We start from the raw sequence: 15,585 nt of genomic DNA, 5'->3' as shown, positions 1-15,585 counted from the left end.
GAAAGAGGTATCTTCCCGGATACGCGCGCGGCTGAATTCCTGCTTTGTCAATTTATAGTCGAAGCGGATTCGCGAGCACGTTTGCGGCATTTCTCCCTGTATTTCGTTTTGCCTGATGCCAGATTTTTTTTCAAAACGCGCCTCGGAACACGCTGACCCTGTAGCCGATTCGTACCCGAACCAGGAGGTCGACCGCCGCAGGCGTCGCCGCTCTGAGGATGATTTTGCCGATGACGACGCGGAGTTTTTTCGCGCGAGTCAGCGCGTCCGCGTGCGGAAGGGGCTTTTACCGCAAACAAAGTGGGGCCGCATCGCGGCCGCGTCAGGCCTGGTACTCACGCTCGGCGGCATGACAGGCGCATTCCTCATGGCGAGGAACTATCTTCTCCGGGATGACCGGTTTCGCATCGCAAGCTCGGCATCGATTGAGATTGCCGGCAATACGCATGTCTCCCGGCCGCAGATGCTCAGCATCTTTGGAGAAGATGTAGAACGCAATATCTTTCGCGTACCGCTTACAGACCGCCGCGCGCAACTGGAGGAACTGCCCTGGGTGGAGCATGCCACTGTGATGCGCTTGTTGCCGAATCGGCTCCGTGTCGCCGTGGTGGAACGTACCCCCGTTGCGTATCTACGCCAACCCGACGGCATTCGCCTGGTCGACGCCAATGGAGTCATTCTGGATCTGCCGGCCGATGCGGCGGGCGATCCACGCTATTCTTTCCCCGTGGTCACCGGGATTGTGGCCAACGAGCCCACTGGCACCCGCGCCGCCCGCATGAAGCTCTACCAGCGCTTCATTGCCGACCTTGATGGCGGAGGCGCAAAGATCAGCGACCAGGTCAGCGAAGTGGATGTCAGCAATCCCGAAGATGTGAAGGCGCTCATCCCCGATCACGGGATGGAAGTACTGGTGCACTTTGGCGATGACAAGTTCCTGGAGCGCTACCAGAAGTATCAGCAACATCTGCCGGAGTGGAAGCAGCAGTATCCAAGACTGGCTTCCGCGGATATGCGCTATGAGACGCAGGTCGTTCTGGAGATGGCAAAGGATGCAGGAGGCCCTCCGCCGGCTTCTGCTGCCGCAGATGTCACTCCGGCTAAAGATGCTCCGGTAAAGCCGGTCGCTGCAGCCACACCTGCTCCGCAGCTGCCTGCGCCAAAGAGCAAGCCTGTTGTTACAGCGAAGGCGTCCGTAACCAAGGCTGCTGCGCCGCGGCCCGTCGCCGCGAAGCCGCAACAGGCAGTCGCGAGTGCAGCTCCGGTGCGGGACACTAGCTCCGGTATTCCGGATGATGTTGCCATCCGTCTTGCCGGACCCGCGCCAAAGCAGCCCGCAAAGCCGGCCGTGAAGTGGAAGATGCCAATTGCCAAACCCGGACAGGTGGCTCGTCCGTCAAAGGATCTGTTGAGTCAGCCGGCACATTCCACCGTGCCCTCCGCGGGGGTGGCCCGGTGAAACCTCGTGAAGAGACTCTGATTACGGTTCTGGATGCAGGTAACTCCAAGAGCTGCGTGCTGGTGGGCGAGGTTCAGGACGGCGTGCTGCGCTATCGCGGCCACGGCATTGAGACGTCGAAAGGCATGCGCAAGGGGCTGATCGCCGATCTCGGCCCGGCCGCAGATGCGATCAATCGCGCTGCGCTTGCCGCCGAACGTACAGCCAAGGCAGGGATCGAGACAGCTATCGTTGGCGTCGGCGGTATGCATGTGCGTGGCGTCAACAGCCGCGGTGGCATCAGCATGGGCAGTCGCATGCGTGAGATCACGCGCGAAGAAGTCAAGGCGGCTGTAGATCGCGCACGCTCCGTGGCTTTGCCGGCGGATCGCGAGATTCTGCACCTGTTGCCACAGGAGTTCATCCTGGACGACCAGCCGGGTATCCATGATCCTGTCGGGATGGTGGGTACGAAGCTTGAAGTAAACCTTCACCTCTCCACCTGCTCCGGAGGTGTTGCGCAGTCGGTTGTGACCTGCGCAAACAAGGCCGGCCTCGAGGTATTGGACACAGTTTATGAGGGCATTGCCGCGGCTGAGGCTGTTCTCAGTGCCGATGAGCGCGAGCTCGGTGTCTGCATTGCGGATATCGGGGCCAGCACTACAGAGATGGTGGTCTTCTTCGAGGGCGCGGTCGCGCATACGGCTGTACTGCCGATCGGCGGTGATCACTTCACGAACGATCTTGCGGTCGGCCTCCATGTGCCCGTTGAAGAGGCCGAGCAGTTGAAACAGGTCTGGGGCAACTGTGTTGTGACGAGTGTGCCGCAGTTGAATGAGATTGAGATTGGCGGCAACCTGGCGCTCAGCGGAGGACAGCCGGCACGCATCGTACGTCATCGCTACCTGGCGGAGATTCTTGAGCCGCGAGCGCGTGAGCTGATGCAGATGCTGCGAGAGAACCTGCGGCAGGGCGGTGTGCTGGAAGCGCTCGGCGCCGGCCTGGTTCTGACCGGTGGCTCGGCCAAGCTGGTTGGCCTGTTGGATGTCGCTGAGAGCATGCTGCGTGTACCGGCACGCGTTGGCTATCCGGTACCGCTGTCACGCATGCCCGAGGAGCTGGCGCAGCCGGAGTTTGCGGCTCTGATTGGCATGTTGCTGTATACACATCGCACGCAGGTGCGCCGTGCCAGTGAAGAGATGGGCCTTCGCGCCAAGCTGAAGGCGATCTTCGCCGGCACGATGTAGTGTGTGTCATCCAACGCCAAATGAAGCCTTGATCTACGGCAGGTCCCGGTCCTGGGTGCCCCATCCATCGCAAATCACCCCAACGAAGGAAGTTCGTCGGGGTCCCCGATACGCGATGGGTGGGATATTCGCGATACAGCTATGGCGTTGGGTCCTGATTCGGCCTCAGGAATCGACTTTGATAACCGTCATTTGCTTTTCCGCATTTCTTTGCACGCGGACGAATGACAGAATGACCATTAACGCAGGAGTTAACGCATTCCCATGTCGAATACGCCCCAAGATCCGATCCGCATCCACTACAACGATGAGACCCGCACCGGCGCCAAGATTAAGGTCATCGGCGTAGGCGGTGGTGGCGGCAATGCGGTCAATCGCATGATTGCGGCCAAGGTGGAAGGCGTGGAGTTTATCGCTGCCAATACCGACGCTCAGGCGCTCGAGGGCTCTCTGGCGCCGGTTAAGTTGCAGCTGGGTGTCAAGCTGACCTCAGGTCTGGGCGCCGGCGCGAATCCGGATGTGGGCCGCCGTGCGGCTCTGGAGGACTCCGACAAGATCATTGAGGCGCTGGAAGGCGCGGACATGGTCTTTGTCACGGCCGGTCTGGGCGGAGGTACGGGAACCGGCTCCGCTCCGGTGATCGCTTCGCTGGCCAGCGAGATGGGTGCGCTGACCGTGGCTGTGGTGACGCGGCCGTTTGGGTTTGAAGGCAAGCGCCGCATGATGCAGGCCGAGCGTGGCCTGCAGGAGCTGCTGGACGCCGTTGACACCGTCATCGTTATTCCCAACGAAAAGCTGCTGGCCGTCGCTAAGGACGCAGGCTTCTTCGAGAGCTTCCGTATTGCGGATGATGTGCTGCGTCAGGGCGTGCAGGGAATCTCGGACATCATCACCATCCCCGGCATCATCAACCGCGACTTCGCCGACGTGAAGACGACGATGGCGGGCATGGGCTATGCCGTGATGGGAACAGCGGTACGCGCGGGACAGAATCGTGCGGTGGAAGCTGCAATTGCCGCCATGGCTTCGCCGCTGCTGGAAGCCGGAGCCATCGATGGCGCACGGGGCATCCTGATCAACATCACCGGATCGAGCTCACTGAAGCTGAGCGAGGTAAACGAAGCCTCCACCATCATTCAGAACGCCGCGCATGAAGATGCCAACATCATCTTCGGTGCGGTGCAGGATGAGTCGATGGGTGAGGATGTGAAGATTACCGTTATCGCCACCGGCTTCAAGCAGGAGATGCCGCAGCGCCGCGAGCGGATGTTGCAGGAGGCGCTGGAGCCTGCGGTCCGCTATGACGCCCGGCCCTCGGCGATGCCGCGTTTTGCCAGCGAGACTCCGGTCATGCAAAAGGTGGAGATTCCAATCGCCCAGCGGCCCGAGTCGCCCTCGGTCTTCGAAGACGAGTTCTTCCTGACCGGCCGCGAGCGCCGTGAGTCCGCTGCTCCGCCGCCGCAGCAATGGGTAGAGACCACGCCGGAGGTGGCGGCGCCGGTACCGGTCGAACAGCCCGCGCCGGTCGCGGCTGCCCCTGTGGTTCCCGAGCCGGTGGCAACTTTTGCCTCCACTCCGTCGGCTACCGTACGTCAAGAGCAGGATGAGCTGGACATTCCAGCGTTTCTACGGCGTGGAGGCATGTAAAAAAAACGCGTTCCGTATTGGGCAAACGCGTCTAAAGTTGTATGGCGCCGGGTCTGATCGATTTTGGTCAGGTCAAGGTAGGATAAAAAGAATAAAGATCGGCGCTTAGCACGGGTTGGCGCAGGGATGTGCGACGCATGATTCAGGGCTTCAGGAACTTTCTTCCAGGACTCGTTGTAGGTATTCTCGCTGTTTCCACCACCGCCGCACTGGCGGCCGACCCCACGCCGACAAGCGCAAGGCATACCCGCGGAGGCGCTAAGGTACAGGAGAGTACTCGCGGAAAGGCGCATCTCGCCGGCCTGCAGCATAGCCGCCGCGCCGGCAAATCGGCAGCAGCCACCAAGGCAGCGCCGTCTTCGAGGTCAAAGGTTGTTGCCGCAAAAGGGAAGCGTGGCGCTTCTCCAAAATTGGCTGTTAAGAGAACCCGCGCCAGCCGTTTCTCTGAGCGGTTTACGGCGAGTTCCTTTGCGGACAATCTGACGTTGGGCGATGTTACAGCCGGAGAAGATCCGGTCGTTCGCGAGTCGCTGATTCAGGCCCTGGGCAATATGAATGGCACTGCGGTGGCGATCGATCCCACTAACGGCCGTGTCCTGGCCATGGTCAACCAGAAGCTGGCGCTCTCGCGCGGAGCTGAACCCTGCTCCACCATCAAGCTGAGTGTGGCCCTGGCGGCTCTCTCCGAGGGCCTGATCAAGCACGACACGCCGGTCAACCTCGGCGGCCACTACAACGTGGATCTGGACTACGCGCTGGCCAAGTCGGTGAATCCGTACTTTGAAGTTTTGGGCCGCCGCATGGGCTTTGAGAGGGTCAAACACTACGCCAACATGTTCGGCCTGGGCGAGCTGGCCGGCTACAACATTGAGGGCGAGCAGCTCGGTGTCTATCCCGATGAGGAACTGCCGGAGAAGCTGGGTGGCGTGGGCCGCATGTGCTCCTTTGGTGAGAGCATCTCGATGACCCCGCTGCAACTCGGTGCTTTGGTCTCCGCGATCGCCAACGGTGGCACGCTCTACTACCTGCAGCATCCCACTACGGCGGACGCTGTGGCGAACTTCCAGCCAAAGGTGAAGCGGACCCTCGATATCGCTCCGCTGATTCCGGAGATGTTGCCCGGCATGGCCGGCGCGGTGGACGCCCGTTACGGTACCGCACGCTCACTGCGGGCCAACTTCAAGGAGTTCCCTGTGCTGGGCAAGACCGGCACTTGCTCCAATAACGGAACCCGCTATGGCTGGTTCGCCTCCTACGCGGATACCCCGATCGGCCGGATGGTGACGGTCTTCTTCCTGGAAGGCGGACGCCCGACCTTTGGTCCGAAGGCGGCGGAGCTGACTGGGCTCTTCTATCGTGCAATGGCAGATAAGAGCTACTTCCTGCAGAAGACGGCTCCGGCGACGACTGCCGCCGGCGCGGACGAGCCCAAGCAGGTTGCTGTGGGTGTATCGCAGTAATTCTTCTCACTCTGCAGTGGTCCGCACGCGCTCCAGGACGTAGACATTACGTACGGGGCCGAGCGGACCGACCGAGACCTCGGTCTGCACCAGCGTATTGTTGCTATCTTCCAGGGTGTAGCGCACGGTGTTGTGAATTTTCTGGCCGTGCCCGGTCGTACCCCATTCTTCCAATAACATAGCGTTACCCTGCCGGCGGATTCGAGAGCGGAAGGTGACCTCATCGCCCGGTTCGACATGCAGCTTCGGTGAGTTGACTTCCAATGTCACCTGCCACGCCTCGGGTTCGTCATTTGGAGTCTCCTGGTGCGAGTGGATGTAGTGCCAGGTCTTGCCGTCGTACTGGATGACCGCTTTGCTCTCGCCCTCGATCCGCCGCGTCAGCTTGCTGCGCTGCTGATTTAATATCCAGGTACCGGAAAAAGGCGGTAGCGTCTTGGCAGCAGGGACCTTGGGATCGAGGTTTACCTTCGATGTCTGGGCAGGAAGAACAGGGCAGAGGAGTGCGGTCGCGACGACGGCTGACAATGGCAGGAGTTTCACCGCAGCAGTCTATCTCGCAGTCTGTATCGCAGGAAAGCCATCGCTTCCAGCCGAATCACTGCGGTACGATGGGCCGCATAGGAGAGACGGTCCTCATGGGAGAGCAGTTGCTGGTGTGGAGACAGCGATCGGCGCTCCTGCTGCAGACGCAGCAGGGTAGGTGTGCTGTTTCGACCGGGCTGCATCTGCTCGCTCTCTTTCTGGTGGCAAATGCCTGGTGGATTGGCGCTCGGAAGCTGAAGCCGGCCGGAACCCGTCAGGGCGCGAGAGTACTTATGACCTACAACCCCGGAAAACTCTCGCAGACGCATGAGGTGAAGCGAGCCCTCAAGCGCCACGCCCTTCCGAAGAAGTTGGTGGAGGCTCCGGTTTTGGTGATGCCTCCGGTCGATCCTCCGGGCGAGCGCGGCAATGAAGCGTTGGGTGACGGCAACGTGAGCATCGCCTTCGTGCAGGCGTTCCCTCAGGAGCGTCCTGACCTGTCAGAGGTCGGCGCTACCGGTGATATCTTCGTCGACCTGCAGATCGACGATACCGGCCACATCGCCCGCGTGCACGCACGGAGAGGGATGGGAACGCAGATCGATCAGATGGTGCTGGCGACAGTACAGCAGTGGGTCTTTCATCCCGCAACGAAGAACGGCAGACCCATCAGCAGCGAGCAGGAACTGCACTTCCACTTCGACCGGCGCAGACATCCCGGCGGATGTGGATGGGAGTGCATCACGCTGGAATCGAATTAGCCCATACTCTGGGTGCCCCACATACGCGAAGCTTATGTCGGCATTCGCGCTATGCGCGAACCGTTTTAGCCATCCCGCAGGAATCTATTTCTAATCTGGCACTCCCTGGATCGAGCTTCGCTCGATAATCCCACATAAACTTCGCGTATGTGGGGCACCCAGTTCGTGCCACTCAGAGCGCTCCTACAAAATCTCCAAAAAGATCTCCCGCTCATCCAGATCATTCGCCCGCATCATGATCTGTCCATCCGCGCGCTGAATCACGCTCTGGAACTTATCACCCCACTCCACCAGAACAAGCGCATCAGGCTGCGAAGCCATCTCATCGATACCCAGCGCCGCGAGCTCTTCTTCCTTTTCCAGGCGGTAGAGGTCGAGGTGATACAGATGCACCTTGGGTCCCGCATACTCGTGCACTAGCGTGAAGGTCGGGCTGGTGACCTCTTCTGGATCGACTCCGGTCAGTGCCTGGGCGATACCTTTCACCAGGGTGGTCTTTCCAGCGCCTAACTCGCCGCGCAGCAGAATTAGCTTCGGTGTCGGCATCAGCTTCTCGGCCATATTCGGGCCAAGAGCAAGTGTGCCCTCCACGGAGCGGGTCTTGAATCTCTTTACCAGCATGAATCTAGCGAAGTCCTCCAACCCAGGTGAGGCCGTCTTCGTCCGCGGTACAGTAGCGGAAGGCGTCGCTCAGATGGGCCAATGTGTCGGTGGCGAGCACCGTATGTTCGTCCTGGTGGCGCGCAGCCATCATGCCGGCGAGACCATGCAGATAGACGGCGGCGTTTACGGCGTCTTTGACGTGATCGGGATACTGAGCCAGCATGGCTGCAACAATGCCTGTCAGAATGTCTCCACTGCCGCCCTTCGACATCGCGGGGTGTCCGGTGGTGTTGACCGAGATCTCTCCATCCGGATGGGCCACCAGAGTCCGCCAGCCCTTCAGCACCAGGGTCAGGTTGCGATCGGTGGCATAGTGACGGGCAATTCCGATTCGGTCGGCCTCTACTTCTTTGACAGAGATACGAAGAAGGCGCGCCATCTCACCTGGGTGCGGTGTCAACACCATCACGCGTCCGGCCTGTGCGCGCAATAGCTCTGGTTTTTCGGCAAAGGCATTCAGGGCATCGGCATCGATAACGATCGGAAGAGCTGTTTTTAGCACTGTGCGCCGAACGAACTCGGTCGTCTCCGGCTGTGTTCCCAGGCCGGGGCCGATGGCGAGAACGCTGATCTTCTCCAGCCACTGCGTGCGCGTGTCGAAGTTCGCCAGGGCAACATGACCTCCGGTCTCCTGAAGCGGCAGGCTCATCAACTCCGGAGCAATGCGCGCTACGGAATCGAGCACGGAATCAGGCACCGCGGCTGTAACCAGGCCCGCGCCGGAACGCAGTGCTGCGAGTGAAGCCATTGCCGCGGCTCCGGATTTTCCTCTCGAGCCGCCGAGCACCAGAACGTGTCCGAAGCGTCCCTTGTTGCTGTTCAGTGGGCGAGGCGCCTCCGTCAGCGCTTTGGAGGAGCCGGTCCAGGTAAGGTCGGTTTTGGGCAGAGATTCCGCGGGAGAGCCGATCGGGGCAACTGCGACTGCACCGAAAGCAGCATCCCGGTTCAACTGTCCGAAGATGTGCGCCGGCTTCGGGGCGGTAAAGGTTACGACAGAGTCGGCGGGAAATGCCCCCCCGGCGGTAGGTTCGTGCGAGTCCGCATCCCACCCCGAGGGAAGATCGACGGCCAAAACAGGTTTTGCAAGCTGGATCAGTTGTTCTCGCAGGTTGCAGGCCAGGCCACGTATCGGAGGCTTGAATCCAGTGCCGAAGATCGCGTCGATATAGAGATCAGCTTCGGGAAGGACGATATTTTCCGTCGCGAAGGTCACCGGAGCGTCCAGCGCGCTGAAGGCGTGGGCGGCGTCGCCCCGCAGATCGTCTTTGCCTGCGGCCAGAACGATCACCTGGACCTTCCGCGCGGAGGCGTGCAGGCGTCGGGCAGCGACGAAGCCATCGCCCCCGTTATTGCCCTTGCCGCAGAGGACGACGATGCGGCGTGCCTCGGGATAACGCCGCAGCGCAAAGCACGCGACGGAGATACCGGCGTTCTCCATCAACTCCTGCATGGAGAAGCCGAACTCCGCGGCGGTGCGCCGGTCCGTCTCGCCCATCTGCTCTGCAGTAAGAATCTTCATACAAATGCTCACGCAGTGTAGCTCTGCCTATCCAAAGAATAGACAGAGCCGCAAAGCCTATGCGTTTGATTGTAGATAGTCGTTGATCGCTTTGTATTCCTCGTCCGGCAGAACGAAGTCGAGCGCGGCCGCGGTCTCCTCCACCTGCTGCGGATTGCGTCCGCCGACAATGGCCGCCGTGATCGCAGGATTCTTCAGCGTCCAGGCGATGGCGATGACGCCGGCAGTCACGCCGTACTTCGCCCCGATCTCTTTCAGCTTGTCTGCGACCTTGAGGTTCTGCGAGAGCTTCGGCTCCTGGTAATTCAGGGCGCGTTTGCGGAAGTCGTCGTCCGGCATCTGGGCGACGCGCTCTTTGGTCATCTTGCCGGTGAGCATACCGCTCTGCATGGGCGAGTAGTTAATAACGCCGATGCCGTTCTCCCGGCAGAAGGGAAGCACCTCCGCCTCGTAATCGCGCTTCAGCATGGAGTAGGGCGGCTGCAGCGAGGTGATGGGAGCAATCTTCTGCGCGCGCTTCATCTGGTCGACAGAGAAGTTTGAGACACCGATCCAGCGCACCTTGCCCTCGCGCTGCAGATCGGCCATCGCCGTCCAGCCCTCTTCGATCTCTTCGTCGGGTTTCGGCCAGTGAATCTGGTACAGATCGATCACGTCGAGATTCAGCCGGCGTAGCGAGTCTTCACACTCCCGTTTGATCTGCTTCATGGAGTTGGTGATGTTGCCCTTGTCGTCCCACACCATACTGGACTTGGTGAAGATCCAAGGCTTGTGTGCAGACTTGCGCAGCGCCTTGGCGACGACCTCTTCTGAGTGTCCCAGCCCGTAGACGGCAGCGGTGTCGATCCAATTGACACCGAGGTCCAGAGCGCGTTCGATGGCAGCGATGGAGTCTTTATCTTCCTGCGCGCCCCAACCGAAGGCCCATCCGCCGCCGCCGATAGCCCAGGCGCCGAATCCGATGGGAGAAAGCTGCATATCTGAGTTACCGAGAATGTTGAAGTTCACGCTTCGCTCCTTTGGCAATAGAGCATGTTCGCTGTAGGTGTAGTGCGGGTTTGCGCATCGATGGGCGTTTTCCGTAATGAAAACGCCGCTGCATTCCTCTTCCCGCATTCCCCGCAACAGTGAAATGCTCTATCTCGCGATTGTATGAGATGCGCGCGACAAGAGGAAAAATCAGCCAAGACGGTGTTTCTGACAATTTTGCCCCCGACGCCGTAGGCGTTCTCAATAGAACGTGCCCGCAGGAAGTGGCGCGAATGCCTCCGCTTATTTAAGCAGGCTGCGGCTGAGTATATCCATCACGTGCGTGCGGTAGACTTCGGCCGGCCATTTCCGTTCCAATACAAGGTCCTCCCATGTGCGCAAAGACGTGATCGTCCACAGAAGATCGACCGCAATGTCGCTATTCAGACCGGTACGCAATGCCCCGTCCTGATTCAACTTCTTTATGATGCGTCGGCAGGTGGCAAGCCTGTTCCGAAGCCGGTTCTGCCAGGCTGCTTCAGCCGCTTGATCGCGGCGCCTTACTGCATCCACACTCCGTGCAACTGCCCAGATGCCGGGGTTCATCCGCGCCTGTAATGTCACGAATGCTTCCAGAGCCGCGAGGCCCGACGGGGCATTGTGCACTCGGTCAAGTTCCGAAGCCAATCCGCGGTGCTCGTCAGCAAAAGCCGCAAGAGCGATAAAGAGAGCTGATCGTTCCGGAAAATGCAGGTACAGAGCTTGGCGCGAGATTCCGGCGGCGCGGGCAATCTCGGCCATAGAAACTTCAGCGTTCCCGCGGCGCGCGAGCAATGTCAGAACCGCTTGTAAGATACGCTGCTTTGCGCTTGACACCCTGTCAAGCGTTGCGCTAGGTTTTGTTTTGGAGGTTGACATCGTGTCAAGTATACAGGCGATTCCGGAGCTCCGTCGCAGCTTCTATCCAATGAATACAGAGGTTCATTTACGGGTAATATCCACCGAAACCGAAGGGCGCTATTGTCTCATTGAACTATCGGTGCCCCCTCATTTTCCAGGAGCCCCCTTGCACTTCCATAGGCACATGGCTGAAAGGTTTGTTGTACTGGAGGGCTCCTTGGACACAGACATCGCTGGAGAAACCCGAACTCTGCGCGCTGGCGATAGTGCCGTTGCCCTTCCGGGTGACGTTCATTCTTTTCGTAACAGCAGCGATGACCGCACACGATTCCTCTTGGTCGCAACCCCCGGTGGTCATGAGAGCTTTTTTGCAGAACTGATGGATTGGATGGAGAAGGAACCAGTTTGGCCACCCAGAAATCAGCAGGCGCTGGTTGAGTTCGGCAGGCGCCACGACACCGAATATGTGAATAGCCAGCGCTGACCTTGCGAGCGCTGGAAACCAATGAAGGATGCCAGCCCTGTCGTGCGGAGCCCAAGGAGGATAAAAGCATGATGCGATACCGATCTCTCACCGTTTCGTTCTCCGTTTTGATCTTGTGGACAGCAGGGTTTGCACAGGCAGGAGAGACCAAAGACGTGCTCGGGGAGTGGAGTGGAAAGTCAACCTGTGTGGTACGCCCGTCTGCATGCCACGACGAAGATGTGATTTACCAGATCAAAGAGATCGCGCCCGGTAAGTTAAGTTGGAAGGCGGATAAGATCGTTTCCGGAAAGCGCGAGACCATGGGCGTGCTCGACTGTAGCTACGGGGACAAGACTCTGGTGTGCCATTTTGAAAAAGGAACCTGGACTTTCCATGTCGACGGAGCAAGGATGACCGGAACTCTACGATTAGTGGATGGCAGGTTGTTCCGAACAGTCGATGTCAAGAGAGAATAGAGCGTTTTGCCCGTAGGTGTAGTCCAGAGCCTCCGCATCTACAGGGAAAACGCTCTAATCAGAAACTCAGCGCGCTGCTGGGGAGGGGAACTCCTCGGAGAACTCGCAGTTCATTCGAGGGCATTCCCAAGTCTCGAGCTTCCGGGGCTGATCCACTTCGGCCAGATAAAGGATCGCCCCGCATGCCGGGCACTTCCGGATAAAAGCGCGGCTCTTGTCGAATTGCCCCTCAATCAAGTCTGAATACCCGAAGGCGTCGCGGAATACCCGGCTGCAATCGCGCCGCTCGCAGATGTGATACGACTGTATCTCCTCGCCATCTTCCTCCACCATCATTCTTTGCATGGAGGTGTAGTGCACATCGCATAGCGGAGAGAATTGCTCTCTGGAGGTCATGGCCGGGAAAGATACTACGGGATCGATCTTACTCCTCTCCAGTTCTCTGGCTTAAAGCATTTTCCCTGTAGGCGTAGAGCAGGGCTTCCGCATCTATGAGTGCTTTTCGCAATGAAAACGCCGCTGCACTCCCCTTCCGGGATTCCCAGCAACAGTGAAATGCTCTATCTCGCGTTTGTATGAGATGCAAGCGACACGAGGAAAAACGTCCAAGGGGAGGCTTCGCTATTTTTTGTCATTTCGTAGCGCTCGGGTCCCGGCCAGCTTTGCCGGAGTGAAGAGTAGCGGAGAAATCTTCCGTTCTGCCGTTGGGTTTCGAGCGGGAACAGAGCTAAAGCAGATCCCCTCGGGCATCGCAAGAAAGGAAGGTGAGTTTTTTATTCAGGACTCATACCCTCATGAACCGCTTGGCAAGGGCGTGCCGGTTTTCTGAAAAACGATGTCGCCAGGATAGCGGCGCCCGTAAGGATGAGCATGTCCGCTACGTTGAAGATACCAGTACGGAGATGGTTGACGCCGAGGTTGAGAAAATCCACGACGGTGCCGTTGAAACGGACTCGATCGACTAGATTGCTTACCCCACCCGCGAAACACAGGCCAAGTCCGATGACTTGTGGTCGAGTAATTCGCTGCGCAAAAAGCAAATACAACAAAGCGGCTAGGAGTAAGGAGGCAACTCCCCAGAAGAAGATACTTTGCCTGGTGAAGGGTGACAAATTGTCTCCGATGCTGAGGAAGGCGCCGGAATTATATGAGAGCTGAAGGCGGAGAATGCCTTCTAAATATGTGTGAGGCGAGTCGTCGAGAGCGGACATTGCAATCTGCTTCGTCGCCTGATCGCAGCCAATACAGGGGAACAAAACGGAAGACAATAAAAGACTTCGGTATGCGAATTTCATCGAAACATCCCAAATGAATTGCAGAATTCACTGTGTCCTGGCGAACACGAGTGAAGTTGGACGCGGGGCCAAAATGCCAAAGCATGACTCACCCTGCTTGTTCCTTTTAGCCATTAGAGCATTTTCGCTGTTGCTGGATGTCCTGGAAGGGGCGTACGGCGGCGTTTTCCTTTCGGAAAACGCCCATAGATGCGGATGCTCTGAACTACACCTACAGGGAAAATGCCCTGGCGTTTCTAAACGATAGGTTGAAAGCCCGTTCAAGGATGCCTATTTGCCGAGGATTGCGAATCGGCTCGCAACCCTCGGGCGGGGACATCCCTTCCATTCGCCCAACGATGCCGGCAGACTATGGCTATTTTTAGTTCACCGTGAGGGTCTTGGTGGCCTGGTAAACGCCTCCATTGCTGTCCCACATCTTGAAGACGAGGTAGTGTGTTCCAGAGGACAGACTTTGGGCCGTGTCCACATAGGAAGTAGCCCCGGTCGTGTTGTTCACCACCAGGTTCCCATCGATGTAGAGTTGCGCTGCCGTGGGGATACTATCGGTCGCCCCATTGGCGAGGATGTGCACCGGTGAGCTGCTCGTCGTGCCCGAAGGCAGGCAGATATTGGCTGTACCGAACGCTGCGGCGCAGGCCGGGTACGGACTGCCATTGAAGACGGTGATTGTACGGTCGGCCCTAAAGCTGACACCGCTCTGGTCCCAGCCTTTGGTCACGAGCAGGTGAGTGCCCGGATTAAGATTGAAGGCTGTATTGAAGCTCGTCACCGGCTTTGAGTATTCGAGTGTGCCATCGATGTATTCCTGCATCGCGGTCATTGGCGTAGTGTCGTAGCCGTTGGCTTGCACCGTCACTGTGCTCGGCGCGTAGGTGTTGTTTATCGGCTGACATACGGTCACGGAAGGGCTGATGGTATAAGTGCTGCACCCGGCGCGAGTGCTGCCGTTGATATATACCTCCGTCCCTGCACCCCCCACCATGATGAAGCTCATCATTCCGTTGCGGTTCCAGTCTCCAGGGACGATGGCTCCGGCGTTATCGGTATCTGCGAAGTAATACTGCGGCGTCTGCTGGAATGTGCCATCGGCATTGCCCAGCCACACCATCAATCCGGCGTAGCCATCGAGTTGCTTGTGGTAGCCCGCCGATACGATATCGATAATGCCGTCGCCATTTACATCAGCAGGCCAGGGCGCGCTGTTCGCCGCGAGATCGGGCGGATCGGTGACCGCAGTGCGCTGGATTAATCTCTGATTGCCCTGCCCGTAGAAGATGTCGATCCCGGTGCAGGATGCGGTTTGGGAAGTGCCCGGAGGCACACTGGGATTGCAGTCGTACGAGACGAGGATATCGTCGATTCCGGTGCCATTGGCGGAGCCCACATTCAGCGACAACGGACTTGGGTAGCTCGCCAGGTTATCGGCACTGAAGTTGCCGTTGCCAAGGTTCCATACCGCAAAGACCACGCCGCTGTACGTTCCTGAAAAATTGCCCTGAACCAGCACACCCAAATCGGTGAGACCATTCCCATTCAAATTGCCCGCGCGAACCAGCGTTGAGGTGCCGCTTGCGATACTTACGCTGGAAGTCAACACCAGGCTGTTTCCATTTACATTTTTGAAGAACTCGACGTTTCCTTTGCTATCGCCGACCGCAACATCGGGGTGGCCGTCACTGAAGAAATTACCCACAGCAACAGAATTTGGCGTTGCTGTCGTCGGGTATTGCACCGCCGCCTGAAAGGTTCCGTTACCGTTGCCGTAGAACACCGCCAGCCCGTTGTCGGTAGCTGCCACCAGGTCGAGATTGCCGTCTCCGTTTAGATCGGCCACAGCGAGATCGCTTGTAAAAGTGCCCGGTGATGCGACTGTTTGTGGGGCCTGGAAGGTGCCGTCGCCGTTCCCCGTCAACATCGTAAACACAGTTTGCGATTGCGTACTACCCACATAGACAACGTCCTGCTTGCCTGCATTGTGGAAGTCACCGCGAGCGACAGCATAAGAGGGCGCGATGGTCCAGGAGTTGGTACCGTACATTTCAAAGCTAGCTATGGTTTGAGAGATTAAGGCAGTGGATGCTCCAAAGAGGAGAACCGAAAGCAGAAGAGGTCGACGCATAGGGGAACTCCCAGACTGCATTGCAGTAGAAGAGTTCCCACTCGCGAATGGTTGCCTGCGAGGATGACAAACAAACGAAATATCGAGTCCAGCTCGA

The 15,585-nt window shown here is 58.6% G+C and carries 14 protein-coding genes; 7 read left to right on the top strand and 7 right to left on the bottom strand.

What is annotated here, in order from left to right; translation table 11 throughout:
- Positions 1-115 precede the first annotated feature (115 nt).
- From OHL21_RS11840 to OHL21_RS11825, 4 genes are all read left to right on the top strand, one after another.
- Entirely contained in the window at positions 116-1,459 is a 1,344-nt protein-coding gene (locus tag OHL21_RS11840) for a cell division protein FtsQ/DivIB (RefSeq protein WP_263417479.1), read from the top strand.
- On the top strand, positions 1,456-2,685 hold the full coding sequence (gene ftsA / locus OHL21_RS11835) for a cell division protein FtsA (RefSeq protein WP_263417478.1): 1,230 nt from the start codon (positions 1,456-1,458) through the stop codon (positions 2,683-2,685). Before OHL21_RS11840 ends, ftsA begins: the two co-directional genes overlap by 4 nt.
- Before the next feature lie 264 nt (positions 2,686-2,949).
- A complete protein-coding gene (ftsZ, locus tag OHL21_RS11830) occupies positions 2,950-4,332 on the top strand; it encodes a cell division protein FtsZ (RefSeq protein WP_263417477.1) in 1,383 nt (460 codons plus the stop codon).
- A gap of 137 nt (positions 4,333-4,469) precedes the next feature.
- On the top strand, positions 4,470-5,792 hold the full coding sequence (locus tag OHL21_RS11825; protein ID WP_449649505.1) for a penicillin-binding transpeptidase domain-containing protein: 1,323 nt from the start codon (positions 4,470-4,472) through the stop codon (positions 5,790-5,792).
- Between the two features lie 6 nt (positions 5,793-5,798).
- Here the strand turns inward: OHL21_RS11825 and OHL21_RS11820 are convergent, their stop codons facing one another.
- Positions 5,799-6,335 carry a hypothetical protein gene (locus tag OHL21_RS11820; protein ID WP_263417475.1) on the bottom strand — a complete coding sequence of 179 codons (537 nt, stop codon included), beginning with the start codon at positions 6,333-6,335 and terminating at the stop codon, positions 5,799-5,801.
- Here OHL21_RS11820 and OHL21_RS11815 point away from each other — a divergent pair.
- Positions 6,320-7,078 carry an energy transducer TonB gene (locus OHL21_RS11815; RefSeq protein ID WP_263417474.1) on the top strand — a complete coding sequence of 253 codons (759 nt, stop codon included), beginning with the start codon at positions 6,320-6,322 and terminating at the stop codon, positions 7,076-7,078. The two genes, OHL21_RS11820 and OHL21_RS11815, sit on opposite strands and share 16 nt — an antisense overlap.
- Positions 7,079-7,261: 183 nt before the next feature.
- Here the strand turns inward: OHL21_RS11815 and tsaE are convergent, their stop codons facing one another.
- The 4 genes from tsaE to OHL21_RS11795 form a co-directional block, all read right to left on the bottom strand.
- On the bottom strand, positions 7,262-7,699 hold the full coding sequence (gene tsaE / locus OHL21_RS11810; RefSeq protein ID WP_263417473.1) for a tRNA (adenosine(37)-N6)-threonylcarbamoyltransferase complex ATPase subunit type 1 TsaE: 438 nt from the start codon (positions 7,697-7,699) through the stop codon (positions 7,262-7,264).
- 4 nt (positions 7,700-7,703) lie between these two features.
- Positions 7,704-9,260 carry an NAD(P)H-hydrate dehydratase gene (locus OHL21_RS11805; RefSeq protein WP_263417472.1) on the bottom strand — a complete coding sequence of 519 codons (1,557 nt, stop codon included), beginning with the start codon at positions 9,258-9,260 and terminating at the stop codon, positions 7,704-7,706.
- A gap of 57 nt (positions 9,261-9,317) precedes the next feature.
- Positions 9,318-10,268, bottom strand: coding sequence for an aldo/keto reductase (locus OHL21_RS11800; protein ID WP_317889975.1), 951 nt, complete (start codon positions 10,266-10,268; stop codon positions 9,318-9,320).
- Positions 10,269-10,532: 264 nt separating this feature from the next.
- The gene (locus OHL21_RS11795) at positions 10,533-11,147 is read right to left on the bottom strand and encodes a TetR/AcrR family transcriptional regulator (protein WP_263417471.1); all 615 of its coding nucleotides are present in this window, start codon (positions 11,145-11,147) and stop codon (positions 10,533-10,535) included.
- A gap of 49 nt (positions 11,148-11,196) precedes the next feature.
- Here OHL21_RS11795 and OHL21_RS11790 point away from each other — a divergent pair, with 49 nt between their 5' ends.
- Together OHL21_RS11790 and OHL21_RS11785 are read left to right on the top strand one after the other, a co-directional pair.
- Positions 11,197-11,613 (top strand): cupin domain-containing protein, encoded by a 417-nt coding sequence (locus tag OHL21_RS11790; protein WP_263417470.1) that lies wholly within the window; start codon positions 11,197-11,199, stop codon positions 11,611-11,613.
- Positions 11,614-11,681: 68 nt separating this feature from the next.
- A complete protein-coding gene (locus OHL21_RS11785; RefSeq protein ID WP_263417469.1) occupies positions 11,682-12,071 on the top strand; it encodes a hypothetical protein in 390 nt (129 codons plus the stop codon).
- Between the two features lie 773 nt (positions 12,072-12,844).
- On the opposite strand, the gene OHL21_RS11780 is transcribed toward OHL21_RS11785, so the two are convergent.
- Positions 12,845-13,366, bottom strand: coding sequence for a signal peptidase II (locus OHL21_RS11780; protein WP_263417468.1), 522 nt, complete (start codon positions 13,364-13,366; stop codon positions 12,845-12,847).
- A gap of 361 nt (positions 13,367-13,727) precedes the next feature.
- Positions 13,728-15,488 (bottom strand): FG-GAP repeat domain-containing protein, encoded by a 1,761-nt coding sequence (locus OHL21_RS11775; protein WP_263417467.1) that lies wholly within the window; start codon positions 15,486-15,488, stop codon positions 13,728-13,730.
- Between the last annotated feature and the right edge of the window lie 97 nt (positions 15,489-15,585).

Origin of the sequence: Terriglobus albidus, from assembly GCF_025685425.1 — a bacterium.
Classification (GTDB): domain Bacteria; phylum Acidobacteriota; class Terriglobia; order Terriglobales; family Acidobacteriaceae; genus Terriglobus; species Terriglobus albidus.
Note: the sequence above shows the minus strand (reverse complement) of the source record. Positions and strands in the feature narration are given on the sequence as shown.